Annotated in this window: 22 protein-coding genes and 1 pseudogene; 8 read left to right on the top strand and 15 right to left on the bottom strand. The window is 70.7% G+C overall.

The genetic code is table 11. From position 1 onward, the window contains the following. Positions 1–3 precede the first annotated feature (3 nt). Positions 4–1,254, bottom strand: coding sequence for a sensor histidine kinase (locus BJY16_RS24700; RefSeq protein WP_185041952.1), 1,251 nt, complete (start codon positions 1,252–1,254; stop codon positions 4–6). Between the two features lie 203 nt (positions 1,255–1,457). Here BJY16_RS24700 and BJY16_RS24695 point away from each other — a divergent pair, with 203 nt between their 5' ends. Further along, the gene (locus BJY16_RS24695) at positions 1,458–2,627 is read left to right on the top strand and encodes a serine hydrolase domain-containing protein (protein WP_239177002.1); all 1,170 of its coding nucleotides are present in this window, start codon (positions 1,458–1,460) and stop codon (positions 2,625–2,627) included. Positions 2,628–2,687: 60 nt separating this feature from the next. Here BJY16_RS24695 and BJY16_RS24690 read toward each other — a convergent pair whose 3' ends face one another. From BJY16_RS24690 to BJY16_RS24660, 7 genes are all read right to left on the bottom strand, one after another. Continuing rightward, positions 2,688–3,728, bottom strand: a complete 1,041-nt coding sequence (locus BJY16_RS24690) for a glycosyltransferase family 2 protein (RefSeq protein WP_239177001.1) — start codon at positions 3,726–3,728, stop codon at positions 2,688–2,690. Positions 3,729–3,801: 73 nt separating this feature from the next. Further along, on the bottom strand, positions 3,802–6,945 hold the full coding sequence (locus tag BJY16_RS24685; protein ID WP_239176999.1) for a DUF4082 domain-containing protein: 3,144 nt from the start codon (positions 6,943–6,945) through the stop codon (positions 3,802–3,804). A gap of 75 nt (positions 6,946–7,020) precedes the next feature. Then, positions 7,021–8,241: a hypothetical protein gene (locus tag BJY16_RS24680; protein ID WP_185041951.1), complete on the bottom strand. Its 1,221-nt coding sequence runs from the start codon at positions 8,239–8,241 to the stop codon at positions 7,021–7,023. Continuing rightward, complete coding sequence (locus BJY16_RS24675; protein ID WP_185041950.1) at positions 8,238–9,029, bottom strand: glycosyltransferase; 792 nt, start codon at positions 9,027–9,029, stop codon at positions 8,238–8,240. Before BJY16_RS24675 ends, BJY16_RS24680 begins: the two co-directional genes overlap by 4 nt. Before the next feature lie 19 nt (positions 9,030–9,048). Further along, positions 9,049–10,527, bottom strand: a complete 1,479-nt coding sequence (locus BJY16_RS24670; protein ID WP_185041949.1) for an oligosaccharide flippase family protein — start codon at positions 10,525–10,527, stop codon at positions 9,049–9,051. After that, positions 10,524–11,897, bottom strand: a complete 1,374-nt coding sequence (locus BJY16_RS24665) for an O-antigen ligase family protein (RefSeq protein ID WP_185041948.1) — start codon at positions 11,895–11,897, stop codon at positions 10,524–10,526. The genes BJY16_RS24670 and BJY16_RS24665 overlap by 4 nt, the downstream gene beginning before the upstream one ends. After that, the gene (locus BJY16_RS24660) at positions 11,872–12,828 is read right to left on the bottom strand and encodes a YveK family protein (RefSeq protein WP_185041947.1); all 957 of its coding nucleotides are present in this window, start codon (positions 12,826–12,828) and stop codon (positions 11,872–11,874) included. The genes BJY16_RS24665 and BJY16_RS24660 overlap by 26 nt, the downstream gene beginning before the upstream one ends. A 212-nt stretch (positions 12,829–13,040) precedes the next feature. On the opposite strand from BJY16_RS24660, the gene BJY16_RS24655 reads away from it, so the two are divergent. The 6 genes from BJY16_RS24655 (at position 13,041) to BJY16_RS24630 (ending at position 17,807) form a co-directional block, all read left to right on the top strand. Continuing rightward, on the top strand, positions 13,041–13,724 hold the full coding sequence (locus BJY16_RS24655; protein ID WP_185041946.1) for a hypothetical protein: 684 nt from the start codon (positions 13,041–13,043) through the stop codon (positions 13,722–13,724). A 55-nt stretch (positions 13,725–13,779) separates the two neighbouring features. Continuing rightward, positions 13,780–15,039 (top strand): glycosyltransferase family 4 protein, encoded by a 1,260-nt coding sequence (locus BJY16_RS24650; protein ID WP_185041945.1) that lies wholly within the window; start codon positions 13,780–13,782, stop codon positions 15,037–15,039. Continuing rightward, a complete protein-coding gene (locus BJY16_RS24645; protein WP_185041944.1) occupies positions 15,036–15,881 on the top strand; it encodes a glycosyltransferase in 846 nt (281 codons plus the stop codon). The genes BJY16_RS24650 and BJY16_RS24645 overlap by 4 nt, the downstream gene beginning before the upstream one ends. Then, complete coding sequence (locus tag BJY16_RS24640) at positions 15,874–16,536, top strand: polysaccharide deacetylase family protein (RefSeq protein WP_185041943.1); 663 nt, start codon at positions 15,874–15,876, stop codon at positions 16,534–16,536. Before BJY16_RS24645 ends, BJY16_RS24640 begins: the two co-directional genes overlap by 8 nt. 63 nt (positions 16,537–16,599) lie before the next feature. Further along, positions 16,600–17,244 (top strand): GNAT family N-acetyltransferase, encoded by a 645-nt coding sequence (locus BJY16_RS48535; protein ID WP_185041942.1) that lies wholly within the window; start codon positions 16,600–16,602, stop codon positions 17,242–17,244. Between the two features lie 26 nt (positions 17,245–17,270). Next, on the top strand, positions 17,271–17,807 hold the full coding sequence (locus BJY16_RS24630) for a hypothetical protein (protein ID WP_185041941.1): 537 nt from the start codon (positions 17,271–17,273) through the stop codon (positions 17,805–17,807). A gap of 10 nt (positions 17,808–17,817) precedes the next feature. Here BJY16_RS24630 and BJY16_RS24625 read toward each other — a convergent pair whose 3' ends face one another. The 3 genes and pseudogenes from BJY16_RS24625 to BJY16_RS47405 all read right to left on the bottom strand — a co-directional run. Next, on the bottom strand, positions 17,818–19,116 hold the full coding sequence (locus tag BJY16_RS24625) for an FG-GAP-like repeat-containing protein (RefSeq protein ID WP_185041940.1): 1,299 nt from the start codon (positions 19,114–19,116) through the stop codon (positions 17,818–17,820). 11 nt (positions 19,117–19,127) lie between these two features. Beyond that, complete coding sequence (locus tag BJY16_RS47410) at positions 19,128–19,955, bottom strand: FG-GAP-like repeat-containing protein (protein WP_311775363.1); 828 nt, start codon at positions 19,953–19,955, stop codon at positions 19,128–19,130. Beyond that, positions 19,941–20,459: pseudogene (locus tag BJY16_RS47405) on the bottom strand (hypothetical protein); the annotation flags it as partial. The gene BJY16_RS47410 and the pseudogene BJY16_RS47405, both read right to left, overlap by 15 nt. A 194-nt stretch (positions 20,460–20,653) precedes the next feature. Between BJY16_RS47405 and BJY16_RS24615 the strand changes: the two are divergent. Beyond that, a complete protein-coding gene (locus tag BJY16_RS24615; protein ID WP_185041938.1) occupies positions 20,654–21,376 on the top strand; it encodes a helix-turn-helix domain-containing protein in 723 nt (240 codons plus the stop codon). A 67-nt stretch (positions 21,377–21,443) separates the two neighbouring features. Here BJY16_RS24615 and BJY16_RS24610 read toward each other — a convergent pair whose 3' ends face one another. Genes BJY16_RS24610 through BJY16_RS24595 form a run of 4 tightly spaced genes read right to left on the bottom strand, consistent with a single transcriptional unit; the run spans position 21,444 to position 26,285 of the window. Next, on the bottom strand, positions 21,444–22,361 hold the full coding sequence (locus BJY16_RS24610; RefSeq protein ID WP_185041937.1) for a glycosyltransferase: 918 nt from the start codon (positions 22,359–22,361) through the stop codon (positions 21,444–21,446). Next, positions 22,358–23,434, bottom strand: a complete 1,077-nt coding sequence (locus BJY16_RS24605; protein WP_185041936.1) for a GNAT family N-acetyltransferase — start codon at positions 23,432–23,434, stop codon at positions 22,358–22,360. The genes BJY16_RS24610 and BJY16_RS24605 overlap by 4 nt, the downstream gene beginning before the upstream one ends. After that, positions 23,434–24,786, bottom strand: a complete 1,353-nt coding sequence (locus BJY16_RS24600) for a UDP-glucose dehydrogenase family protein (protein ID WP_185041935.1) — start codon at positions 24,784–24,786, stop codon at positions 23,434–23,436. Before BJY16_RS24600 ends, BJY16_RS24605 begins: the two co-directional genes overlap by 1 nt. Beyond that, the gene (locus BJY16_RS24595) at positions 24,786–26,285 is read right to left on the bottom strand and encodes a sugar transferase (RefSeq protein WP_185041934.1); all 1,500 of its coding nucleotides are present in this window, start codon (positions 26,283–26,285) and stop codon (positions 24,786–24,788) included. The genes BJY16_RS24600 and BJY16_RS24595 overlap by 1 nt, the downstream gene beginning before the upstream one ends. Between the last annotated feature and the right edge of the window lie 216 nt (positions 26,286–26,501).

Raw genomic sequence — 26,501 nt, 5'->3', positions numbered from 1 at the left:
CGATCACGATCCGCACGGCAACTCCACGGTCACCACCGTAGGGCCACCGGGCGGGCTGTCGATCGCCAGGTGGCCGTCGACGGTGCGGGCCCGGTCGGCCAGCCCGGCCAGCCCGCCGCGCGGCCGGGCCCCGCCCCGGCCGTGGTCGGTGACCCGCAGCCACAGCCGGCCGCCGGCCTCCTCGACGACGATCTCGGCCCGTGCCGCGCCGCTGTGCTTGGCGACGTTGGTGAGCAGCTCGGCGGCACAGAAGTAGGCGATCGTCTCGACCGCCGGGTCCGGCCGCGCGGTGAGGGTGACGGCCAGCTCGACCGGGACCGGGCTGCCGGCGGCCAGGGTGCGCAGCGCGTCGGGCAGGCCGCTGTCCAGGATCGGCGGGTGGATGCCGCGGACCAGGTCACGCAACTCCACCAGGGCGGCCTTGGCGTCCCGGTGCGCGCTGCCGACCAGCTCGCGGGCCTGCGGATCGGCGTCGGGGTGCGCCAGCTGCTCCTTGGCCGCGCCGAGGTTCATCGCCAGCGCCACCAGCCGGGCCTGGGCACCGTCGTGCAGGTCCCGCTCGATGCGGCGCAGCGCGGCGGCGGAGTCCTGCACCGCGAACGCCCGGCTCTCCTCCAGCTCGCGGACCCGGTCGCGCAGCCGGCCCCGGCCGAGCAGGCCGGCGACGGCCAGCCGATCCAGCACCAGCACGGCCCGCAGGACCCGCGGCGCGGCCAGCAGCAGCAGGACGCCGGCCAGGGCGGTCAGCAGAGCCTTCGGCCAGGTGTCCAAGGGGAGGTCGCCGGGCAGCGACAGACCGGCCTGGGGCACCCCCGCGTTGTCGGTCTGCGGCGGGACCAGGCGCCACCAGGCCGGATAGGTGAGCGCCCCGAGACCATAGCCATAGAGGACGACGACCACCGCCATGGCGAGGTAGCCGAGCGGCACTTTCGCCACGAGGAACAGTGCGGAGCGCCAGCCGGCCGGATCGGTCAGCCCGACCCGGATCCAGTCGACGGCACCCGCGGCGCGACGCGGCGGGGGCAGCTCCCCGGCCGGCACCCCGAGGAGTCGCCGGGCGAGTTCGCGGTGCAGGCCGCCGAGCCGGCGGGCACCTCGCAGACCGGCGCTGAGCAGCGGCAGGCCGATCACGGTCAGCGACAGCGCGGCGCCGCCGACCACGGTGACCAGGACGTGGACCAGACCGATCAGGGCCAGCGGAAGTCCCACCACGGCATAGAGCAGCCGGGCCGCTGCGGGGTGCGTCGTCGCCATCCCGGCTCCTCCGTCGTCGTGGGTCCGCTCGCCTGTCGGCATCCAGGATGGACGACGGCCGGCATCCGGGGGCACCCGGTCGGCCCCCGTTGTCCGACCGGGTTGTCCCCGGGGTCGGAGACGGGGGTCTGCCTGGTCGATCCGGCGCCGCCGGGCCGGAAGAGTCGGTCTCGTCGCACGATCACCGACGAAGGGACCGCCAGATGTCCACCATGACCAGGGCCGCGCTCCGGACCGCCTGCATCGCCACGGCGCTCGCCGCCGTGACGGCCGCCGGCGGAACCGCGCACGGGGCCACCCGGCCGCTCGACTCGTCGGAGAGCCAGCCGGCCGCCGCCCTGCGGGCTGCCCCACCGGCCGCGCTGCGGGCCGCGCTTCAGGATGCGGTCCAGGCCGGCAACCCCGCGGTGCTCGCCTACGCCCGGCAGGGCGACCGGCAGTGGCGTCTCGCCGCCGGTGTCGCCGACCTGGCCACCGGACGCCCGGCCCGGCCCGACGACCATTGGCGGATCTTCAGCAACACCAAGTCGTTCGTGTCGGTGGTGCTGCTGCAGCTCGTCGCCGAGGGCCGGCTGAGCCTCGACGACAGCGTGGAGCGGTGGCTGCCCGGCGTGGTGCGGGGCAACGGCAACGACGGCCGGAAGGTCACCGTGCGGCAGCTGCTCAACAACACCAGCGGCATTGCCGACCCCGATTTCGGTACGGACCGGGGCGGTCACACCCCGCGACAGGCGATCGACGCCGCCCTCGCGTACCCGCCGGTGTTCCCGCCCGGACAGGGCTACAGCTACTCCAACACCAACTATCTGCTCGCCGGGATGGTCCTGGAGGCGGTCACCCACCACCGGGCGGACCGGGAGATCCAGCGGCGGATCATCCAGCCGCTCCGGCTCACCGGGACGTCCTTCCCGCTCGACGACCCGTCCCTCCCCCGTCCGCACCTGCGCGGGTACGACCTGAGCGGCCGCGACGTCACCGGCTTCAACCCCTCCGGCGAGTGGACGGCCGGCGCGATGGTCTCCACGACGAGAGATCTGGCCCGGTTCGGCCGGGCGCTGTTCGGCGGCCGGCTGCTGCCGCCGGCCCAGCAGCGCGAGTTGCTGGCCACCGTGCCCGGCGAGGACTACGGGCTGGGCGTGAAGCGGCTCACCGTCCCCTGCGAGACCGGGGACGTGACGGTCTGGGAGACCGACGGCGGCGGCCCGGGCTTCAACGGGATGTCGATGACCAGCGCCGACACGTCCCACCAGCTCGTCCTGGCGGCCAACGTCTTCGACCTGGGGATCGACAAGAAGCACGACCCGGCCCAGCCGCCCATCCCGGACGCCCGTCCGGCCTTCTTCACGGCGATCACCACCGTGTTCTGCTCCTGACCGGCACGGCGCCTCCCGGCCGTACCGGAAAGGTGATCGGAAGGCGCCGTCCGGAACGGATCAGATGCCGCGGCGTTCCCAGGAGCGCCACCAGAGCCACTCGCGACCTTTCGCGGCGACCGCGGAGAGGACCAGGGGCTGCAGGTACGGCATGGTCTTGGCGCCGACGCGGCGGCGGACCTGGAGGCCCCGGTACTCCGGGAGCGACTTGTAGTCCGGCCAGCACTCGGCGGCGAAGGCGACCAGCTCCTCCTCCGGGACGGTGGCGGTGCGGCCCCGGTCGTAGGCGCGGACCGCGCGGCGCAGGGCGAACCGGGCCAGCCGGCGGTGCACCATGGCGTCCCAGCGGTCCGCCTCGGGCAGCAGGTCGCGGGTCTTGGTCAGCACCGCCTCGTAGGCGGTCTTGCGCTGCCGCAGGTCGTCGAGCTGACCGGCGAAGTCGGTGGCCGACATGTTCTTGCCGTGCAGGCGGTAGTAGGCCTGGTCGGCCTTGACGTAGCCGACGTCGGCGTGCGCGGCCAAACGCATCCACATCTCGATGTCGCCGGCGTGCGGCAGGTCCGGGTCGTAGCCGCCGACCTTGCGCTGCAGGTCGGTGCGGACCACCACCTCTGGGGAGGTGATGCAGCCGGTGCCCTCGCGGAAGCGGCGCTCCAGCCACCAGTGACCGTTGTAGATCGCGGTCTCGCCGGTGCCGGTGTTGGCCGGCGGCGGCGGGCCGGGGTGCTGGAAGTGCACCGGGTGGCCGTAGGCGAAGCCGACGTTCGGGTTCGCGTCGAGCAGGGCGACCGCCCGGTTCAGCGCGCCCGGGGTGAGCATGTCGTCGGCGGACAGCAGCGCGACGTAGTCGCCGTCGGCCCATTCGAGCAGGCCCTCGTTGTAGGTGGCGATGTGCCGCTTGTTCTGCTGGTGCACCCGCACCTCGACGCGCGGGTCGCCGGCCGCGATCGCGTGCGCCTTCTCGGCCGAGTCGTCCGGCGAGGCGTCATCGATGATCAGCACCCGGACGTCCAGGCCCGGGTTGTCGAGCACGCTGTCGACACAGGCTCGCAGGTAATCGCCGTACTTGTAGCACGGGATCACGACGCTGACCGAGCTCACTCTGTTCTCTCCCCAGTGGTGAAGCAGAAAGGAGCGGCGGGCCCGGCGCCGGGAAGCGCCGGGCCCGCCGGCATCACGAAGCGGTCGTGCTGAAGATGACGTCGACCCAGTAGTTGGTGGCGTTCCAGCTGGACGTCGGGAACTCGCGGTTGGCGGTCGCCTTGAACAGCCCGTTGCGCCCGGTGCTGGAGTCGGCCACGCCGGTCAGCGGGTACGAGCTCCGGGCCTGCGAGAAGTAGCCGCCGCTGTACGAGTAGAAGCCCACGCTGGTGTGGTAGGACACCACGTACGCGGTGTCCTTGTCGATCGCCACCGGGGTGGCGAACTGCAGCGTCTGCCACCCGCTCGCCGTCTCGTTCTGGAACGTGCCGGTGGCCAGCTCCTGGCCGGTGGCGGTCCACAACGTGCCGGTGTGCGTCCCGGTGTTGCGGTCACCCTTGTAGAACTTGACGCCGGTGACGTAGCCGTCGACGTCCGAGGTGAACCGCATGCCCAGCTCCAGCGAGTTGGCCTCGCCGGCGCTCTCCACGTCGGGCGTGGAGGCCGGGCTGAACACCGTGCACGGGCAGGTGACGCCGGAGCCGGTGGTGAAGCTCCAGGTGGTCGGCGCCGTCATCGCGTTACCCCACACGTCGGTGGCCTGCACCGACGCGGTGTACTGGGTGTTCGCGGCGAGGGCGGCGTCCGGCCGCAGGGTCGCCTTGCGGGTGGCGTCGTCGTAGGACACCTTCGCGGTGACCGTGGTGCCGCCCGTCTTCAGGGTGAAGGCGAGCTTCTCCGGGTCGACGTCGTGGTCGAACGTCGCGGTGACCGCGGCGTTGCGGGCCACCCCGGCGTCCCCGGCGGCCGGCGACTTGACCGTCACCACCGGCGGGGTGGTGACCGCGGTCGAGGTGTCCACCACCACGTCCACCCAGTAGTTGGTGTCACCCCACGTCTGGTTCGGGAAGCCACCGCCGGTGCCGTACTTGTAGACGCCGTTCGGCCCGGCGACGCCGGACTGCAGCTGCTTCACCACGCCGTCGCCGGCGCCCTTGGCGGTGAAGTAGGCGCTGCTGTACGAGTAGTGCCCGGACGGCGTGTAGTAGGAGACGACGTACGGCGTGTTCGCCGCGATCGTCACCGGCTGGCTGAACGTCATGGTCTGCCAGCCGCTGGCCGTCTCGTTGCTGAAGGTGCCGCTCGCCAGCAGCTTGCCGCTGGTGGTGTAGAGCTTGCCGACGTGGGTGCCGGTGTTCGTGGCGGCCTTGTAGAACCGCACGCCGGTCACCGTGGCCGGGACCGACACCTGGAACTTGGCGCCCAGTTCGTTCGGCGACGCGTCGCGCGAGTCGGCGAAGGCCGGCACATCACTGGTCTTGTACGTGGTGCACGGGCACTGCTGCGGCCCGACCGTCACGTTGACCGTCTTGACCGCCCCGAAGTTCAGGCTGTCGTCGATCGCCCGCACCTTGATCGTGGCGGCGCCCTGGGTCACCGGCGTCCAGGTGTAGGTCCAGTTCGCCAGGCCGTTCGCGGCGTACCAGGTGGTGCCGCCGTCGGTGGAGACCTCCACCCGGCCGAGCTGGCCGGCGGTGTCCGACGCGGTGCCGTTGATCGTGACCGCGCCGAGCACCGGCACCGTGGCACCGGCCGCGGGCGCGGTGACAGTGACCACCGGACCGGCCGTGTCGGTCGACTTGCTGACCGCGTGCAGGTTCGACTGCAGCGTCTTGGGCAGCGCGCCCATGTCGGCCAGCAGGTTGGCGGTGGCCTGCTGCATGCGCGGGTCCTCGGAGCTCGCCGGCCCGGTGTGCAGGGTGCTCAGGCCCCACGACCACTGCACCGTGCCGGAGCCGAAGACCAGCGCGCCGGACGACTCGTCGCGGTACATCATGATGTTGTGGGTGGCGACGCCGTTGCCGTAGTTGTTGCCCTCGTCGAGCAGCAGCGTGCCGTCGGTGATCTGCAGGGTGGTCGAGGAGAACTGGACGGCGCCCGGCGGCCGGGCGGCGTTCTCCACGTCGGAGTCCCACTCGTAACCGAGGGTGCCGACCGGGAAGGTCGCCACCTCGCCGGAGCCCAGGTTCTTGATCGTGGTGTCCCGCCACAGGCGCAGGTTCTTGAACTGCGAGGACACCGTGATGGCGTCGTGCCGGTAGCCGTTGACCGTGAACAGCGTGCCGGTGATCTCGTTCTGCGGCTTGTTGCCGCCCTTGCCCGCCCCGGCCGGGTCCTGCCAGGTGCCGGTCCACTGACCGCTCGGGTCGGCGATGCCGTTCGGCGGGGTCTGCGCCATCTTGGTCATCTTGTAGCTGACCAGGGTGCGGTTCGCGCCGCCGTCGGCGGCCAGGGAGGGCTCCAGCCGGGTCCGCCAGAACGCCTCGTTGCCGCTGAAGAACGCCAGGTTGACGCCGGACTCACGGGCCGCCTTGACGTTGTCCCAGATGCCCTGGTCCCAGTACTCGTCGTGCCCGGAGGACAGGTAGATCTTGTGCTTGGGCAGCAGGGCCGGCTTGGTGGACACGTCGATGTTGGACGCGTAGCTGGCGTCGTACCCGTTGCGCTCCAGCCACTGGATCATCGGGTACTCGCTGGACAGGATCGCGTTGTCACCGGCGATGCGCAGCGGCCGGTTGTAGCTGACCTTGTACGCGCGACCGTCCGGCGCCGGGCCGCCGCCCTCGTAGAGGTTCTGGCCGCCCCACGAGTTGTACGCCTGCCAGGTCTGGTCCGAGGTCTGGACCAGGATGTCGGAGTGGCTGTTGTCGTTGGCCACCACGAACGGGTACGGCATGAAGCCCTGTCCGCCGCCCTGGTCGAGCATCGCCAGGTAGACGCCGGAGACCGCGTCGGACGGCACCGTCCAGGAGACGTTCGCGGTCCAGTTGCCGCAGTCGACCAGGCCGCTGGCCGGGTCCTTGAGGCAGGCGTCCTGCACCTTGGCCGGGAACGTGGTGGTCGGCGAGGTCGGCATCTTCCGCGCGCCGTCACCGCCGTAGTAGCCGAGCCGGAAGAAGGTGACCGTGAACGTGGTCGGCGAGGTCACCTTGAGCTTGAGGGTCTCGCCGGGCTGCACGCTCACCTTGGTGGTGAACCCGGAGATGTCGCCCCACGCGGCGTCGCCGTACCAGTCCTCGAGCGGCGTGCCCTCCTTGGAGTTCTCACACACGATCGGATTGGAGTTGACGCCACAGGGGTCGTCGGCCGCGAGGACCGCGCCTGGCAGCGCGATCACCGCCCCGACGATCAGCGCCGAAATGGCGCCGGAAATTATTTTGGATCGCAATGTCGGCTCTTTTCGTGGCAGAACTCAGTTGGGCTTCGGTACCTGTTTCTTGGTGGGCACCCCGTCGATACTCCCCACCACGTTGTTCGACCACTCCCCGAACGTGACCGAACAGTTCTTGTCGCATCCGCCCGCGGCATCCCAATGGGTGGGGCCGAAGACGTTGTCCGTGATTTTCAGATCGGCGCCGTTCTGGGCGTAGAGCCCGTACGCGCCGAGCGAGATGAAGCTGTTGCGCACCGAATAGTTGCGCAGCACCGAACCGTCGACGCTCTGCGTGAACAGGACGGCGGTGATCGCTTTCCAGTAGTCCTTGACCGGCTTGCCGCTGTGCGCCTCGATGCCCGGCTCCAGCCGGCTGTTCTCGATGGTCACCGGGCCGGTGCCGCCGTACGGGAAGACGCCACCGGTGTGCGCGGCGGCCACGTCGGTGAGGTTGGCGATGTAGTTGTCGTGCAGCCAGCTGTTCCGGATCGTGGTCCGGGCGCCGCACAGACACATGCCGCCGGTGTTCGCCACGTCCACCCGGTTCAGCGAGATGGTGCAGGTGGCGCAGTCGTTGATCGCGTGGTCGTTGAGCGGCGCGCTCTTCTCACCCTTGCCCACCGGCTCCGGCCGGATGGTGACGTTGGTCAGGTTGAGCTTCAGGCTGCCGGAGCCGTCGGTGTTCACCAGGATCGCGCGGTTCGCCGAGCCCGCCGGCGGCGCGATGATCGAGTTGGTGATGTTGACCGTGCCGTGGCAGCCGGTGCCGATGTAGATGAACGCCTTGAAGTACTTGCGGTCCAGGTTGACCGTGCCGTTGCAGTCGTAGAGGTCCCACTCCTTGCTTTCCTTGTTGCTCGCCTTCACCACCTTGTAGCCCTTGGGCACCGGCAGCGCGGCGTCCGACTGCTTGTAGGGCTTCACCCCGGGCGCGCCGACCGCGAACCGGGCCGGGTAGCGCCCGCCGCCGGTGGCGTTGGCCGGCAGCGGCTTGGGCTTGGCGGTGGCCGACGGCACGCCGGTCGGCTCGGAGGCCGGGGGCGACACCGAGGCGGACGGTGCGCCGGCGCTGGGCGCCGGGGACGACCGCGGCCCGCTGGTGGCCGGCACGGTGCCGGCCTCGGTGCCGTTCGCCGTGGCGCTCGTGCCGACCGCCTGCCCGGAGTCGGAGCCCCGCTGCCACACGACGACGGCGACCGCGGCCGCCAGCAGCGCCGCCAGAATGGCGGGAATGACGAATTTGCGCTTGCCGGCCGTCATGATGTCATCTCCCAGGCGGTCCAGTAGCTGTCCGGATTGATGGCGTAGTTGACCGTCGGCTCCGGGATGTGCTCGACGCGGTGCCGGCGGCTGAACCGGTAGACGAACTCCCAGTCCTCCTTCGGCGCGACCTTCCCGTGCCGCCGCAGCCGGCTGAACCGGACGCCCGGCAGCCGCCGCACGACCAGCGGGTTGGTGTCCAGGAAGCAGCGTTCCCAGGCGAGCTTGCGGTCGAAGTCGACGGAGAGGATGTCGCGCTCGGTGCCGTCCGGCAGCACCCGGCGCATGGCGGTGTAGACGGCGTCCGGGCCACCCTCGTCGAGCCGCTTCAGCGTGGTCTCGAGGTGGTGCGGGTGCCAGGTGTTGTCGTCGTCGAGGAAGGCGACGTAGTCCGAGTCGGTGATGCCCATGCCCACGTTGCGGCTGACACCCAGCACGTTGATGTTGTGCCGCAGGCTGACCACGTGCAGCCGCGGGTCGGCCGGGAACTCCGGCAGCTGGCCGCCGCCGTCGTCGACGACCACCACGACCTGATCCCGGACCGTCTGGGCGAGCACCGACTCGACGGCGCGCAGCACGCCGTCCGGGCGCTTGTAGGTGAGCACCACGGTGGCCACCCGGGCGCGCGGGCGGACCCCGCCCGGCATGGTCGCCAGCAGGCGCCGGATCTCGGACCGCTCGAACCGGCCCAGGCCGATCGCGGTGTGTCCGAGCACCACCTTGTTGCGCAGTTCCTCGAGGGGCAGCCAGCCGTATCGGGCTCGCAGTCGCCGCTTCAACGAACGCATCTGTCTCGTTCTCCCAGGGCTAGGACGGGTCGGCGGCGGTGACGGCGAGCGCGGGCTCGCCGGTGGGCGCCGGGTCGGCGCCGGCCGCTCCGGACCGGAGGCGTTTCACGATGGGCAGCACGAACGGCACGTAGGCGGCGAGGGCGGCCAGGCCGGCCACGGTCAGGCCGACGAACCCGCCGCCGAGCCACCGGTGCACGGCCCAGGCGACCACGCCCATGGCCACGCCGCCGAGCACCGGGCGGACACAGGCCAGCAGGATCTGGCCGGCCGGGATGCCGAGCCGGACCAGCGCCCACAGGAAGACCGGGGCGACCAGCAGGCCGGCCACCACCACGTGCCCGGCGGCGACGCCCGGCACGCCCCACCGGTGGGCGAAGAGCAGCAGCACCGGGATCAGCGCGAGCAGCCACCAGGCCTGCATCACCATCAGGGTCTTGCGGACCCGGGTGGCCAGCCCGTCGTAGGACAGCTCGACCGCGGTGCGCAGCAGCCCCAGGCCGACCAGGAACTGCAGCGGCAGCGCGGCGGCCGCCCACTGGTCGCCGTAGACGAACGTGATGATCGGCAGGGCGAGCACGCCGAGGACCACGCAGATCGGCACCGCGGCCGCGATGACCAGGGTGAAGGCCCGGACGAAGCCGCTGGCGAACTCGGCCGGCGACGAGTCGGCGAGCCGGGAGAAGCCGGCGAACGACACCCGCCGGGCGGTCTCCGAGACCATCCGGACCGGCCAGCTCGACATGTTGAACGCCATCGCGTAGATGCCGAGCGCGGCGGGACCGAGCACCGAGCCGACGACCACCGAGTCGACGTTGACGATGCCGAGGGTGAGCAGGCTGGCCGAGGCGAGCGGCAGGCCGTACCGAAGCAGTTGCCGGGCCTGTTCCTTGTTCCACCCGAAGCGCAGCATGCCGGGCGCACAGAGCGCGAAGCCGGCCAGCGCCACCAGGTTGCCGGCCAGCGAGCCCCAGGCGAACGCCATGGCGCCCACCCCGGCCGCGGCCAGCGCGATCGTGGCGACCGTGTTGACCACGAAGTTCAGGATGTCCACCGCGGTCCGCCGGAACTGCTGGAACTCGCGGTTCAGCTGGCCCAGCGGGACGCAGGCGATGCCGTCGATGATCACGGTGAGGCAGAGCACCCGCAGCATCAGGGTGGCGTCCGGCGAGCCGAGCAGCCGGGCCACGGTCGGCGCCGTGAAGTAGAGCAACAGGTAGAACGCCGAGCTGGACAGGGTGGACAACGTCAGCACGGTCGGGGCGAAGCGGCGGATGTCGCCCTCCCACCGGACCAGCGCCAGGCTGACGCCCATCTCGTTGAGCGAGAGCAGCATCGCCAGCACGAGCAGGCCGACGGAGTAGAGGCCCCACTCGTAGGGCCCGAAGTACAGGCGCGCCAACACCACGCCGACGGCGAAGGTGCCCAGCCGCCGGACGATGGTGTTGACAAGGCTCCAGCGGGCGGCCGTGGCCACCCGTCGGTTCAAATCCGTCACTGTGGAAGATCTCCCATTAGCGCCTGTTCGCGGCGGGCCACGCTCAGATAAGCACCGGACAGGCCCAACATCAGGAAAGTGGATCCGGCGACGATCGGGAAGCTCAGCGTGTCGAATGTGGCCGTTACGACGAGGAGCACGAACCCGACGGCCACGAAACCCTGACCGGTCTCCCGGCGTGCCGGATCGGTGAACCGGCGGCGTCCGGCGCCGCCACAGTGGATCATCGTCACATAGATGGCGACGATGGCGACAATTCCGACAACGCCGATCTCCAGCAGCGCCAGCAGGTACTGGTTGTCGGTGTAGCGGTAGAGCAGTGGCAGGAACGTGCCGGGACCGCGGCCGAACCAGGTGTGGCCGGCGCTGTACTCCCCCACGTCGGCGCTGGTCGCCTCGCGGGACTGGGTGCTGTTGTCGCCGCCGTCGAGCATCGCGGTGAACAGGCCGACCAGCGTGCCGACCAGGCCGGGCACCAGCACCCGGACCGCGCCCAGCGCCGGGATCATCACCAGCACGAACCGGCCGACCCGGGACAGCTCCCAGGTGGGCAGCAGCACGGCCAGGGTGATGATCAGGCCGATCACCGAGGTCCGCGAGACGGTCATCACGGCGGCCAGCGAGATCAGGCCGACCGGCACCCAGCGCCGCCACAGGCTGCGGCCCTCGCCGTGGAACGCCTGCTGGATGGCGAACGGCAGGGCGATCACCATGGTGGTGGCCAGCTCCAGCGTGTTCGCCGCGGTCGCGGTGGGCCGGACGAAGTCGCCCCGGGAGATCAGCTCGGCCGCCGAGTTGCTGGACAGGCCGGGGATCACGATCCACGAGGTGAGGCTGGTCTTGAAGACGAACTCCAGCATCGCGACCAGGGCCACCCCGGCGCAGAGCCGGACGAACAGCCGCAGCAGCCGGTCGATCTGCCGGTACTCGGTCAGCGAGCTGGTGAGCAGGATCAACGGCAGCCAGATGAGCAGCTGCAGCAGGCCCCGGTCGGCGGCGCTGTACTCGGTCGGGTCGGCGTCGCGGCGGCCGACCGCGACGTAGGCCAGCAGCACCGCCACCGCGTAACCGAGCAGGGCCAGCCGGGCCGGCCGGGTGAACGGCGCGGTCGACACCCGCCGCATCAGCCAGCTCAGCGCGAACCAGAGCAGCGACACCAGCAGGAAGAGGTTGGCCACCGTGCCGGTCGCGCCGATGCTGGCGACCACTAGCCGGGACGGCAGCACCAGCAGCAGCACGATGTAGACGGCCAGCAGCGAATCCGGGCCGAGGGTCCGGAGCCGCTGCTGGGAGCGGTAGAGGGCGCCGTTCCGGCTGGGGGTGGCCGGGACCGTGCGGGACGCCTCAGCTGCCGTTGACGCGGCCGGCATCCTGACCCCTACGGTCCCCGCCGTTCGACTGGTAGGTCGTGGCGGCACGCGGCTGCGACCGGTTCTCGGCCGGCGGGTTGCTCACCGGACGCGACGGGATCCGCAGACGCTGCGTCTTCTCCGGGTCCGTGGGCGGCGGGGTGACCGCGGCCGACGCCTTGGACGCCGCCGGTTTGGCGACGGCCGGTTTCGCGGCGGCCGCCTTCGGCGCGCTGGGCGGCAGCTGCAGCACCACGGTGCCCTCGATGTCCGGGGTCGCGGTGGCCGCGCCCGAGGCGGCCGGCACCGCGGCGTCGCCGAGCGCCTTGCGGCGGCGGGCCCGGCTGATGCTCTCCACCACGAAGGTCAGCACGAAGGCGAGCGCCGCGGCGCCGCCGCCGGCCACGATGACCAGCTTGAGCTTCTCCTTGGTCTCGGCCTCGGGCTTCTGCGGCGGGATCACCTGGGTCAGCGTGATCCGGTCCTTCTCGGCGACGTTGTTCTGCTTCTGGATCTCGGAGAGCGTCTTGTCGGCGAAGGCGGCCAGCTGGTTCGCCGAGGCGAGCAGGTGCTCCCGGTCCTCGCCCCCGGTCAGAGTGATGGTGAGGAACGGGCCCTGGGCGTTCTCGGCCAGGGCGACCTCGTACTTCTCGGTGATCCCGGTGGCCTTGAGCTCGAGGACCGTGTCGGTCGAGGCGAGCCGGCGGCCGAGGAAGTCGGCGGTCGCCACGAGCGAGCCGTTGAAGTTGAGGAACGGGTTGTCCTGGCCGGTGTTGACCGCGGTGGCCTTGCTCGTGGTCGGCGCGGCCAGCAGACTGACCATCGTGTAGGTCGTGTAGGTGGTCGGCACCATGATGTAGGTGCCGATGCCGAGGCCCACCGCCAGTACCAACATGGGCACAACGATGTACCAGCGGTTGCGCAGGATGCGCAGGATCTCGCCGAGGTCCACGGACGCCTTCTCCAAATTCCGCCAGGACGTCTTTCGTCGCCACGGAGTTCCATAACGGAGGGGCGACCGGTGCCCCCCGACACACGATCGCCAAGTTATACGACGAAGGCACGGGTGGCTATTGGACATCCGTCTGCAATCGAAGTTGACGAGATCGAGGTCGGCGCGCTAAGGAGTCCCCCAGCAGGTCAGGCGCAGGGAGCGGGAAAACGATGTATCTGTCCGATATGGCCGGTGTGCTGGAACGACGGTGGTATGTGATCCTTGCCGGGGCTTTGCTCACCGCGGCCGCGGCCAACCCGGCGGTGCACACCCAGGACCGCTACCTGGCCTCCGAGGTGCTGATGATCCAGCCCCCGGTCTCCGAGTACGCGCCGAACCCGGTCACCGGGCTCTACCCGTCCATCGCGGTGACCGCGGCGGCCGTGGCGAACAGGTTGAACACCGCCGACGCCCAGGAGATGTTCAAGGGCAAGGGGGTCACCGGGACGTACAAGTTCGAACCGCGCAACACCGGCACCCGGCAGGAGCCGCGGTACGTGATCGGATCGATGTCGATCACCAACATCAGCACCGACGAGCAGGCCGGGCTGCGCTCGCTGGCGATCCTGCGCACCACCTATGAGCAGGAGCTCAAGGAGATGCAGGACGAGTACAACGTGAAGAAGGGGCTGCGCATCACGGTCGCCCTGCTGGTCCCGCCGAGCTCCACCCTGCTGACCCACTCGCCGCTGCGCTCGCTGATCGGCGTCGGGCTGCTCGGGGCGGTCGGGACCTGCGCTGTCGCATTCTGGACAGACGCCCTGCTGGGCCGCCGGCGGCGACGCGCGAAGAACGCCGCTGCCACGGCGGATTCGCCACATCGGACTGATCAACTAGTCCGTTCAGCCCCTTAGCTGTGACCGACGCGGCATGTCTACGCGAGCACGTTTCTGAAATGTTGTTCGCGTGATGGGATCGAACCGCCGACCGAGCGTCGCGATTTTGGTGGCCAACCTGCCCGCCGAGAAGGACCGCCGGGTCATTCGCGAATGCCTCAGCCTGGAGGCCGCCGGCTTCGACGTGACGGTGATCGCACCGCGCGGTGACCGTAGTCTCAGAATCCTCCCCGGCAGCCAGCGCACCCGGCTGCGGCCGTACCCGGTGCTGCTCTACGGCAGCGGGTTCGTCTCGTTCGCCGCGGAGTTCCTCTGGTCCTTCTTCTGGATCACCATCCGGGTGCTCGGCGAGATCGTCCGCGGCCGGGCGCAGGCCGTGCAGGTGTGCAACCCGCCGGACGTCTACTTCCCGCTGGCGCTGCTGGTCCGGGCGCTGGGCAAGCCGTGGGTCTTCGACCACCACGACCTGTCCCCGGAGGTCTACATCTCCCGGGGCGGCGAGCCGAACCCGCTGGTCTCCAAGCTGCTGGTCGCCTTCGAGTGGCTGACCCTGCGCACCGCGACCGCGGTGTTCGCCACCAACGAGTCGTTCAAGGACAACGCGGTCCGCCGCGGCGTCGACGCGGCCAAGGTGACCGTGGTCCGCAACGGTCCCGCGCACGCCGAGATCGCCGCCAAGGCGGCCGCCTCCGGTGCTCCGGCCGACGGTCCGCACCGGGTGGTCTACCTGGGCGTCTTCGGCCCCCAGGACAACGTCGAGGGCGCCGTGCTGGCCGCCGAGGAGCTGATCAAGCTGCGCGGCCGGACCGGCTGGCGGATGGTCCTGGCCGGCGACGGCGAGACCGCCGCCGCGCTGCGCGAGCTGGCCACCGAGCGTGGCCTGACCGACGTCGTCGAGTTCACCGGCTGGCTCAACGGGCCCGAGGTGGACGCGCTGCTGCGCGACGCCACCGTGGCCATCCAGCCCGACCTGCCGACCCGGATGAACCAGCTCTCCACGATGGCCAAGACGGTGGAGTACCTGGGCCGCGGCGTGCCGGTGGTCGCGGTCGACCTGATCGAGACCCGGGCCAGCGTCGGCGAGGCCGGCCTCTACGTGAAAAACGGCGACCCGGCCGAGTTCGCCGAGGCGATCAACACGCTGCTCGACGACCCGGCGCTGCGGCAGCACATGCACCAGGTCGGCAAGGAGCGCTTCCGCGACTTCCTGTCCTGGGAGCACCAGGCCGAGAAGTACATCGCGGTCTGGCGCGAGCTGCTCAAGGTGCCCGCCGCCGCCATCCCGGCCCAGCGGCAGCCGGTCGACGAGGCCAGCCGGGCGGACGCGCCGTGACCAGTGTCGTCATCGCCGCGCACAACGAGGCCGCGGTGATCGGCCGCTGCCTGGACACGCTGCTGGCGGACGCGCGGCCCGGCGAGTTCGACGTGACCGTGGCCGCGAACGGGTGCACCGACGACACCGTTGCCGTCGCGGCGGCTCGGGGCGTACGGATAATCGATCTCCCGGACCCGGGCAAACCCGGCGCCCTCAATGCGGGCGACGCGGCCGCGGCCGGTTTTCCGCGCGTCTATCTGGACGCCGACATCATGGTCAGCACCGAGGGACTGCGCGCGCTGGCCGCGGCGACCCGGCAGACGCCGGCCGCCACGGCCCGGCGCGAGCTGGACCTGACCGGGCGGCCGCTGCTGGTCCGGGCCTACTTCAGCGTCCACCGGCACCTCCCCGCACTGCAGACCGGGCTGTTCGGGCGCGGTGTGATCGTGCTGTCCGAGGCCGGCCGGGCGCGATTCGGGGAATTTCCCGACATGGTGGCCGACGACCTGTTCGTCGACTCATTGTTCACTGTGGACGAAAAGACCCAGGTGGCGTCGGTCCCGTCGCTGGTGGCGACCCCGCGCAGGACGCGGGATCTGATCCGCCGGCTGATCCGGGTGCGGGCCGGCAACGCGGCGATGCGGGAGGCCGCGGCCCGAGGCGAAATCACCGCTTCGGTACGCCCCTCCGGCCGCTCCTCCTGGCTCAAGGATGTGGTTCTGCGCCGCCCGTGGCTGGCTCCCGCCGCGGTGTGCTACGTCGGCATCACCCTGTACGCGGCGGCGCAGGCCAAGCGCCGGCCGGACGGCGGCTGGGGCCGCGACGAGTCCTCCCGGATCCAGGAGGAGTCGCGTGCCTGAGCAGATCAACATCCTGTTCCACGGCATCGGCGAGCCGCAGCGCGAGCTGGAGCCCGGCGAGGACCAGTACTGGATCTCCGAGGCGGCCTTCGCGGCGATCCTCGACGAGGTCGCCGGCTGGCCCGACGTGAACCTCAGCTTCGACGACAGCAACACCTCGGACGTCGAGATCGCCCTGCCGGCCCTGCTGGAGCGTGGCCTCACCGCCGAGTTCTTCGTCCTGGCCGGCCGCCTCGACCAGCCCGGCAGCCTGGGCGCCGACGACCTGCGCACGCTGATCAAAAACGGTATGCCGGTGGCCAACCACGGCATGTGGCACCACCCGTGGCGCGGCATGGACGACGCCACCACGCGGGCCGAGCTGGCCGAGGCCCGGGACCGCATCTCCTCGGTCATCGGCCGGCCGGTCACCCGGGCGGCCTGCCCGCTGGGCCGCTACGACCGCACCACGCTGGCCGCGCTGCGCCGGCTCGGCTACACCACGGTCTTCACCAGCGACCGCCGCCCGGCCCGGCCCGGGCGCTGGCTGCAGCCGCGCTTCAGCGTCTACCGCGACGACACCCCGGAGTCGGTCCGCGCGGCCGTCCAGCGATCCCGGTCGCTGCGGCCACGGCTCCGCAACGCCGCCGCCGGCGTCGTCAAACGCTGGCGCTGACTCTTATTGCAAATCGCTGGCAACTACGGAATCTTGACATCTGTGCCGACGAGTCAAGCGTCCGTGCCGGACGATCTGCCGAACCTGATGACCGCGTGGGTGCACGGGTGGGCCACCTCCCGCGCCACCCCGGCGCCGACTGCGGTGCCCGGCGGCTGGCGCATCCACGTGGGCCTGCCGGGACACCGGATCCGCTACGTGCTGACCGGCGCCGACCTCGCCGGCCTGGCGGACGCCCCGCATTCGCCCGGGACCTGGATCAAGGCGGTCACGCCGGCCGGCCGGTTGCGGGCGGCGCTGCCCGCGGGCTGGGTGCCGGCGGAGACCCTGCACGTGATGAGCACCCGGTTCGGCGCCGGTGCCGGAAGGGTGCCGGAGCCGTACATCGGGGAGATCCGCACCGACGGCCGGGTCGTCGAGGCGCGGGTCCGTGACGCCGACGGAGCGACCGCGGCGTCCGCCTTCCTGGCGCCCGCCGGTTCGATCGCCGTGATCGACCGGGTGGAGACCGCGCCGGCGCACCGGCGGCGCGGCCTGGGCAGCACGGTGATGGGCATGCTCGCCGAGCACGCGGTGCGCCACGGCATGCCGCACGGCGTCCTGGTCGCCACCGACGACGGGCGCGCGCTCTACCAGCGGCTCGGCTGGAGCGTGGTCACCGCCTTGGAAGCCGCCCACCTACCCGAGCCTGCGGCCACCACCGCCTGAGCGGCGAACGGGGCGACAATCGTCCCATGGAGACTCCGCTGCACCCCGCGTCCGGGCTCCGTAAGGCCCGCTGGACGGATCAGGATCTGGACGCCATGTACTGGGATCGCTGTCAGGTGCATGCCCTGGCGGTGACCGACGACGAGGGGCCGCCCGACGACCTGTCGCCCGAGGAGTTCGCGGAATGGGACGACATCGATCCGACCGCGCCGTCCGCCGTGGAGCTGCACTTCGACCTGGACTACATCGTCGGCCGGGTGGAGCACGGGCAGTGGCGCAGCGTCGACTTCTGGGTCGCCCCGGCCACCCTGACCTTCTCCAGCGTCTGGGACGTCAACGGCGGGTTCCGCTCCCTGTGCCGGCGGATGGACCTGGACCGGCCGGTGATGACCCGGGAGCCGGGTAAGCATGACAGCTGGCACCTGCGCGGGAGCGAACTCGAGCTGAGCTTCACCGCGGTCGGCTGGGGGCTGGTCGTGCGCCGGCCACCGGTGCTCGGCCGCCGCCGGCTGCGGATGGCCGAACGGGGTGGGATCAGCTTCGACCGCACCCCGTTCGGATAGGACCGTTGTCTCAGGTGATCGCGGTGGCCTCGTTCCAGCCGATGCCGACCTGGTACCGCCCACCGAACGTCTCCGTGCCGGACTTGCCGGTGCCGGGGTAGACGTAGAGGTTCCCGTCCGGGAAACGAGCCAGAAGGTCGACCCGCCCGTCACCGTTGATGTCCGCGACCGTGATCGCCGTGGCGTCATTCCAACCAATGCCGACCTGGTACCGCTCCCCGAACGTCTCCGTCCCCGACTTACCGGTGCCCGGATACACGTACAGGTTCCCGTCCGGGAAACGAGCCAGAAGGTCGACCCGCCCGTCACCGTTGATGTCCGCGACCGTGATCGCCGTGGCGTCATTCCAACCAATGCCGACCTGGTACCGCTCCCCGAACGTCTCCGTCCCCGACTTACCGGTACCGGGATACACGTACAGGTTCCCGTCTGGGAAACGAGCAAGGATGTCCGCCCGGCCATCACCGTTGATGTCCGCGACCGTGATCGCCGTGGCCTCGTTCCAACCAATACCGACCTGATACCGCTCCCCGAACGTCTCCGTCCCCGACTTACCGGTACCGGGATACACGTACAGATTCCCGTCCGGGAAACGAGCAAGGATGTCCGCCCGGCCATCACCGTTGATGTCCGCGACCGTGATCGCCGTGGCCTCGTTCCAACCAATACCGACCTGATACCGCTCCCCGAACGTCTCCGTCCCCGACCTACCGGTACCGGGATACACGTACAGATTCCCGTCCGGGAAACGAGCCAAAAGATCGACCCGGCCATCACCGTTGATGTCGGCGAGCCTGCCGGTCAGGGTGCGGCCGGAGCCACTCCACAACGCGTCCGCCAGCAGCTGAGCGTCGTGCACCTCCCGGCCGTAGGCGTCCGGAACCGCCGACACCTGCACCCGCTGGCAGATGGCGCCGATGTCGCCGGTCATCCACCCGTTGTTCGGGTACTTGCGGAGCATCGCGTTCAGGAAGGCGTTGGTGGCGTACACCGGATCGGTCAGCTGCGCCGGGGAACCCCAGCCCTGCGACGGCCGCTGCTGGAACAGGCCCAGGCTGTCGTGGTCGACCGCTTCGGTGTAGTTGTTCAGGCTGGTCTCGGTGATCGCCGTGGTGACCGCGATGACCGCGGCCCGGACCGGCAGGCCCCGGCTCCGCACGGCGTTCACGATGACCCGGGCACAGCAGACGTTGTTGCCACTGATACGACGGCCGAGCCGCGGACCGTTCATCCGGGGTCGCAACTGGTCGGCTGTCGCGGTGTCGCCGGCGCTGGCGCCGCCCGGCGAACAAGGCTTGGACGCTGGCATGGTTGGTCCTTTCAGGTGAGGGCGGTGACGACGTTCCAGCCGGTGCCGACCTGGTAACGCTCGCCGAAGGTTTCCGTGCCGGACTTGCCGGTGCCGGGGTAGACGTAGAGGTTCCCGTCCGGGAAACGAGCCAGAAGGTCGGCGCGACCGTCGCCGTTGATGTCGGCGACGGTGATCGCCGTGGCGTCATTCCAGCCGATACCGACCTGGTACCGCTCCCCGAACGTCTCCGTCCCCGACCTGCCGGTGCCGGGATAGACGTAGAGATTCCCGTCCGGGAAACGAGCAAGGATGTCCGCCCGGCCGTCACCGTTGACGTCCGCGACCGTGATCGCCGTGGCGTCATTCCAACCGATACCGACCTGGTACCGCTCCCCGAACGTCTCCGTCCCCGACTTACCGGTACCGGGATACACGAACAGATTCCCGTCCGGGAAACGAGCCAGAAGGTCGACCCGGCCATCACCGTTGACGTCCGCGACCGTGACCGCTGTAGCCTCGTTCCAACCGATACCGACCTGGTACCGCTCCCCGAACGTCTCCGTCCCCGACTTACCGGTACCGGGATACACGAACAGATTCCCGTCCGGGAAACGAGCCAGAAGGTCGACCCGGCCATCACCGTTGACGTCCGCGACCGTGATCGCTGTAGCCTCGTTCCAACCGATACCGACCTGGTACCGCTCCCCGAACGTCTCCGTCCCCGACTTACCGGTGCCCGGATACACGAACAGATTCCCGTCCGGGAAACGAGCCAGAAGGTCGACCCGGCCGTCACCGTTGATGTCAGCGAGCCTGCCGGTCAGGGTCCGGCCCGAGCCGGCCCGCCACTGAGCCACGGTTTCACCGCGGAGCACGCTCAGCACCGCCTTCTTGTTCTCCAGGTCGGTGACCTTGTCGCGGTCCTCGCTGAGATGGATGTGCCACAGGTGCGAGCTGTCCGACGACGCGGCCCGGCCGCGGCGGAAGTCCCAGCCCTCCACCTCGCCATCGGTGTCGGTCTGTCCGAAGAACTCGCGCCAGCCGTTCAGCCGCGGGTCGCCGGCGTCGCGCCCGGAGTCGAGCAGCCGCCGGCTGTACTTCGCGATCGTGGTGTAGTTCCCGCCCTGGGCGTCCGGGAAGGTCCAGTCGTACGCGGCCGCCTTGTCGGCCGGGCCACCCCGGTCCTCGGCGTCCCGGATGGAGTAGTTGTCCGGCCAGCTCGACTGGTTGGCTGCCCGGGTGTTGTGGTAGCCCGACTTGTTGGCGTAGATGCCACCGTTCACGGTGCCCGGCTGCAACGCGAGCAGCTGCTGCATGAGCCACCATGACGCGTCGGTGATCCGGGACGGATTCGGGTTTCCTGGCACGCTGATCTCCTGACGTCGATCGTTGTCGGCCGCCACGGAAACGGTTGCCGCGGCGGCTCATCCTGGGTCAGAGCGTGCGTCGTCCCACCATCCCGCGGCCGGTCGACGGGACGGGACGGGAGGGGACGGAACGAGACGGGACCAATCCACGGGGGACATCGATGCAGGAGAGACTGCGAGAACAGACCTTGGACTCCGCACTCACCGCGCTGAAGCGGCGCAGCGGGCGGAGTTTCGCCGCACTGGAGCGACGTCTGGCGGTGAGCAAGTCGGCGCTGCACCGTTATGCCGCCGGCGACGCCGTGCCGCCACGATGGGACATCGTCCGGGACTGGGCCCGCGAGTGCGAGGCGACCGCCGAGGAACTCGCCGACCTGGAACGTCTGTGGCTGGCGGCCACGGTCACCGAGCCGGACCCGGTCACCGAGACGAGTACGGCCGCCGAGACAACCACCGCCGGCGGGGCTCGCCGCCGGCGCCCCTGGTTCGCCGTGCTCGGCGCGCTGATCACGCTGGGCGGCGTGGGTGGTGCCGCCTACGCGGTCAACGCCACCGGAGCGGATAGTCCCCGGGCACAAGCGTGCGAGCAACGGTCCGGGGTGAACCATGTCGACTCGCGCCTCGGCGGACGCGTCTGGCACACCGACTACGTCTGCGACAACCGCGCGGGCGCGGTGCTCCATCCGATGCCCGGTGGCGCCCGCGAGGTCGCGGTCATGGAGGCCCCGCGCAGCTGGTTCGTGTGCTGGTCGGCCGACCCGGAGACCGGGACGATCTGGTACTACACCCGCGGCGACCGTACCGAGGCCGGCGCCGGGCAGGAGTGGGACGGCTGGGGCTTCCTGCCGGGCGCCGACGTGTTCACCCGGGCGCACCCGCCGGCCGGGATGCCGGCCTGTTCGACCGGCTAGGTGACTGGCGTTGAACGCGGGTTGATCAAAGTCTTGATCGGCCCGCGTTCAGCACCAGTCAGCTAGGTCACGACCAGCGGATCACGCTGGCCGGGCCGGGAGTCTCGCGCATCCGGGACGGGGTGAGCAGGTCCCGGGTCGCGGCGCGGCTGGGCTTCTTGCCGAGCACGGCGCGGCTCGACTCGCGCAGCAGCAGGGCCGCCCACAGCGCGCCCGCCCGGGCCCGCCCGTGGCGTTTGCGGTGCAGCCGGACCTTGTTGAGGGTGAGCAGCGACCACAGCCCCGGGGACACCCGGGAGTCGCCTTCGAGGTGCGTGGCCTTGGCGGACGGGACATACCTCGTCCGCAGACCGGCGTCTCTCGCCCGCAGGGCGAAGTCGGTCTCCTCGGAGTAGAGGAAGAACGACTCGTCCCACGGCCCGCACCGCTCCCAGCACTCGGCGCTGACCAGCATGGTGGACCCCTCGGCCCAGTCGGCGAACCGCTCCTGGGCGTAGAGCCGCTCGTCGGCGACCACCTCGCCGAGCGGCCCGAACCGCCCGGCCCGGCGGGCGCCGAGGAACGCGTCGCCGAGGGTGCGCAGCACGCTCGGGTCGCGCCGCATCGTGTAGATCAGCTCGCCGTCGCCGTCCACGATGTTCGGCACCGCGATGCCGGTGCCCGGCTCGGTCAGCGCGTCCAGCAGGATCGTGATGCAGCCCGGGGTGAGCCGGACGTCCGGGTTGAGCACCAGGATCGCGTCGTGTGCGGGGGAGGCGGCCACCGCCGCGTTGATCCCGGCGGCGTACCCGGCGTTGCGCCCCATCTCGACGACGGTGGCCTCCGGCGCGAGCCGGCGGACGGTGGCGACGCTGTCGTCCTTGGAGTCGTTGTCGGCGACCGTGAGGTGCCACTTGACCCCGTCCAGGCCGACGCGCAGCCCGTCGATCAGGTCGGCGAGCAGCCGCTCGCTGTTGTAGGTGACCACTGCGACCAGCACCGTCATCGGGAGGCCAGCCTCGCCTTCAGTCCGCGGAGCACCTTGCCGGTGCGGCCGTTCTTGAGCTTCTCCCCCAGCGCGCCCTGCTTGATCGAGCGGGCCAGGGCGGTCTGGGTGCGCCGCGCGGTGCTGACCAGCCCGGGGCGGCCGACCCGGCCGGCGGCGACCGGGGTCTCGGCGTTCATCAGCCGGGTCTTGTAGAGCGCCTCGGACTTGCCCAGGTCGATGGTCTGGATGCCGTCGGCCGCGCCGGCCTCGGCCATCCGCAGGCAGAGCAGGATTCCGGCGGAGTACTTGGACAGGTCCAGGTCGTAGGCGGGGAACCAGTAGGCGAGCACCGACGGGCTGCGCAGGCCCAGGTGTGCGGCGACCGGCCGGTCCCCGGCGTAGACGGTGGAGACCACCGCGCGGCAGTCGTCGGACGTCGAGGCGAGCAGCTCCTCGAGGACGCCCTCGATCCACGGGGTGTCGAACCGGTCGTACTGCTGGGTGCGCCGGTACTGCGCGGATTTCCACTCGCGCAGCGCGGCGAGCGCGCCCGGGTCGCGGTCGTCCCAGACGAACCGCTCCTCGCCCACCTCCCGGGCCATCTTGCGCTGCTTGCGCAGCGTCTGTTTGACCACGTCGCCGCCGCTGTTGCGATTCTCGACGTACGCCGGGTAGCCGGCCCGCAGGTCGATCAGCGGCGACCCGGTGGTCTCCGCGTGGTAACCGGCGAACGCGGTCTGCCCGGCCATCAGGTGGTCGAACTCCCAGACCGGCAGCTTGCACGCCTTGAGCAGCGCCAGCGCGTCCCACTCGAACCCGGCCCGGTGCACCAGCCCCTGGCAGTCGGTGATCCCGAACCCGACCGGCACCCCGACCACCCGGTTGCGCACCTCGAACGGGAAGAACCCGGCGATGCCACCGGAGTCCTCCAGGACCGCCACCCGGGCGGTCGGCCGCTGATGAGAAACGGCCACGGTGAACTCCGGCGCGAGGAACGGGTTCTGCAGCTCGGGCTGGTCCTTCTGGAACTGTCGCCAGGCGGTCAGCTCACCGGGGCCCAGCTCGTCGGGGCGGACCACGGAAATCTTCACTACTGAGCTCCCTGAGCGGACGGAACGATGGGGCGGCCGAGGGCGCGGTACTCCCAGCCGGCGGCGCGCCAGCTCGCCGGGACCAGGGCGTGCCGCCCGTCGACGATCTTGGCACGGCGCACCACGGCGGCCATCGCCGACGGCTCGATCTCGCGGAACTCGTTCCACTCGGTGAGCAGCACCACCACGTCCGCGTCCCGGGCGGCGTCCAGGGCGTTGGTGGCGTAGCACAGCTCGGGGTGCACCCGGCGGGCGTTGTCCATCGCGGCCGGGTCGTAGACCACCACGTCGGCGCCCATCCGGTGCAGGGTGGCCGCCACGTCCAGGGCGGGCGCGTCCCGGATGTCGTCGGAGTTCGGCTTGAACGCGGCGCCGAGCGCGGCGATCCGCTTGCCGGCCACGTCGCCGCCGCACAGTTCGACGACCAGGTCCACGGTACGAGCCCGTCGCCGCCGATTGATGCCGTCGATCTCGCGCAGGAAGCCGACCGCCTGGCCCACGCCGAGCTCCTCGGCCCGGTGCGCGAACGCGCGGATGTCCTTGGGCAGGCAGCCGCCGCCGAAGCCGAGCCCCGGGCGCAGGAACCGGCCGCCGATCCGCTCGTCGTAGGCCAGCGCCTCGGCCAGGTCGTGCACGTCGGCGCCGGTCGCCTCGCAGATCTCGGCCATCGCGTTGATGTAGGAGATCTTGGTGGCCAGGAACGAGTTGGCGGCGACCTTGACCAGCTCGGCGGTCTGCAGGTCGGTCACCTTGACCGGGACGCCCTGGGCCAGGACCGGCTCGAACGCGGTGCGCAGCTGCTGCTCGGCCCAGTCCGAGGTGACCCCGAAGACCATCCGGTCGGGTTTCATGGTGTCGTCGACGGCGAAGCCCTCGCGCAGGAACTCCGGGTTCCAGGCCAGCTCGACCGCGTCGCCGGCCGGGGCCAGCTCGCGGAGCAGGCCGGCCAGCCGGGCCGCGGTGCCGACCGGGACGGTGGATTTGCCGACCACCAGGGCGCGACGGGTCAGGTGCCGGGCGAGCGTGGTGACCGCGCTGTCCACGTACCGCAGATCGGCGGCCTCGGAACCCGCGGCCTGGGGCGTGCCGACGCAGATGAAATGGACGTCGCCGAAGGCGGCGGCCTCCTGGAAGTCGGTGCTGAACCGCAGCCGGCCGGACTCCAGGGCCTTGGTGAGCAGTTCGGGCAGGCCGGGCTCGAAGAACGGGACCGCACCGGCGCTCAGCTTCTCGATCTTGCTGGCGTCCACGTCGACGCCGAGCACCTCGAAGCCCATGACGGCCATGCAGATCGCGTGGGTGGCGCCGAGGTACCCGGTGCCGATCACGGTCAGGCGCGGACGGATGGTCATCAGTAAGCCCCCGAGCTGCGCAGGACCGCGCTGACGGTACGGAACAGGATGGCGACGTCCATGGCGAGCGACCAGTTCTCCACATAGCTGAGGTCGAGACGGATCGACTCCTCCCAGGACAGGTCGGAGCGGCCGGACACCTGCCAGAGGCCGGTGAGCCCGGGTTTGACGACCAGCCGGCGGAGCATGTCGGACGGGTAGCCGGCCACCTCGCGGGCCAGCGGCGGGCGCGGGCCGACCAGCGACATGTCGCCCTTGAGCACGTTGAGCAGCTGGGGCAGCTCGTCGATGGAGAACCGGCGCAGCCAGTGGCCGATCGGCGTGATCCGCGGGTCCTGCCTGATTTTGAACAGCTCGCCGTCGTGCTCGTTGAGTGCCTGCAACTCGGCGAGCCGGGCCTCGGCGTCGACCACCATGGTGCGGAACTTGAAGAGCATGAAGGTGCGGCCGTCCTTGCCGACCCGCTCCTGCTTGAAGATCGCCGGGCCGCGGCCGCCCTTGCCGAACATCACCAGGCCGGCGGTGACCAGCAGCAGCGGGGAGAGCAGGAACAGCAGCAGCGCGGCGCCGATCCGGTCGAAGGCGTCCTTGACCACCCGGGCGCTGCCCTTGAGCTTGGGGTGCTCGACGTGCAGCATCGGCAGGCCGTCCACCGGGCGGATGGTGGTCCGGTCGCCGGCCACGTCGACCAGGGTGCTGGCCACGATCAGGTCGATCTCGTCGCGCTCCAGCTGCCAGGCGAGCCGGCGCAGGGCCGCGCCGTCGATCTCCGGGCAGGCCAGCACGATCACGGTGTCCGCGTCGGAGCGGGTGACCGCGGAGGCGACCGCGTCGAAGGTGCCGTAGACCGGTGGCATGCCGGCGCTGAACGCCTTCGGGTTCGGGGTGACCGGCAGGCAGGCGCCGATCACGCCCATCCCGTGGTAGCGCTCGCGGCGCAGCCGGCGGGTCATGTCCGAGACGGCTTTCTCGTGGCCGACCAGCAGCACCCGGTGCAGCCGGTCGCCGCGCGCCCAGACCCGGTGCAGCCGCTGCCGGTAGAGGTAGCGGGCGCCGAGGTCGACGACGATCGCCAGCGGCAGCGCGATGCTCACGTAACCGCGGGCCAGCCGCAGGTCGAAGGCGAACGAGACGATGGCCAGCACGGCCATCAGCGCCAGCCCGGAGCGGAAGACCCGGGCGTACTCGTCGGTGCCGACGAACAGGTGCCGCGGCTCGTAGGCGCGGTTCACCGACAGGCAGATGATCCAGGCGATCGGCAGGACCGCGGTCAGCAGGACGTAGCCCTTGATGTTCGGCTCGGTCTGGTTGTCCGGGCCGAACCGCAGGACCAGCGCCCAGCAGGCGGCGCCCAGTCCGACGGCATAGTCGATGAGGTAGAGCACCCGGGCATAGCGGCTCTGCCAGCCGGCCCGGGTCTCGCCGGCACGTCGTCCCCGCCGGACCTGATCAGCACGATCGCTGAGGTCGACGGTGGCCAGCGACTCGATTGTCTGCACGCCTCTGCCCCCATTGGCTGCGGTCAATCCATTACCTAATTTAACTGGCAAACCGGACATGCCGGTCACCTCATGACGCCGAGGCACTTAACCGCACTCAGCAGTGACCGGCCGGTCACGCGACGGAGACCCACCGGACACAAGAGACAGACTGCTGAACCCTACCCGTCCCGCGCTACAGCTTTCCGCACGACGCGAATGGCTATTCGGATGAGG

It is taken from the genome of Actinoplanes octamycinicus (assembly GCF_014205225.1).
GTDB classification, from domain to species: domain Bacteria; phylum Actinomycetota; class Actinomycetes; order Mycobacteriales; family Micromonosporaceae; genus Actinoplanes; species Actinoplanes octamycinicus.
Note: the sequence above shows the minus strand (reverse complement) of the source record. Positions and strands in the feature narration are given on the sequence as shown.

Coding starts and splice junctions, on each gene's coding strand:
- BJY16_RS24700 (WP_185041952.1), bottom strand. CDS start 1,254: ATGGCGACGACGCACCCCGCAGCGGCCCGGCTGCTCTATGCCGTGGTG.
- BJY16_RS24695 (WP_239177002.1), top strand. CDS start 1,458: ATGTCCACCATGACCAGGGCCGCGCTCCGGACCGCCTGCATCGCCACG.
- BJY16_RS24680 (WP_185041951.1), bottom strand. CDS start 8,241: ATGACGGCCGGCAAGCGCAAATTCGTCATTCCCGCCATTCTGGCGGCG.
- BJY16_RS24675 (WP_185041950.1), bottom strand. CDS start 9,029: ATGCGTTCGTTGAAGCGGCGACTGCGAGCCCGATACGGCTGGCTGCCC.
- BJY16_RS24665 (WP_185041948.1), bottom strand. CDS start 11,897: ATGCCGGCCGCGTCAACGGCAGCTGAGGCGTCCCGCACGGTCCCGGCC.
- BJY16_RS24655 (WP_185041946.1), top strand. CDS start 13,041: ATGTATCTGTCCGATATGGCCGGTGTGCTGGAACGACGGTGGTATGTG.
- BJY16_RS24650 (WP_185041945.1), top strand. CDS start 13,780: ATGGGATCGAACCGCCGACCGAGCGTCGCGATTTTGGTGGCCAACCTG.
- BJY16_RS24630 (WP_185041941.1), top strand. CDS start 17,271: ATGGAGACTCCGCTGCACCCCGCGTCCGGGCTCCGTAAGGCCCGCTGG.
- BJY16_RS24625 (WP_185041940.1), bottom strand. CDS start 19,116: ATGCCAGCGTCCAAGCCTTGTTCGCCGGGCGGCGCCAGCGCCGGCGAC.
- BJY16_RS24610 (WP_185041937.1), bottom strand. CDS start 22,361: ATGACGGTGCTGGTCGCAGTGGTCACCTACAACAGCGAGCGGCTGCTC.
- BJY16_RS24600 (WP_185041935.1), bottom strand. CDS start 24,786: ATGACCATCCGTCCGCGCCTGACCGTGATCGGCACCGGGTACCTCGGC.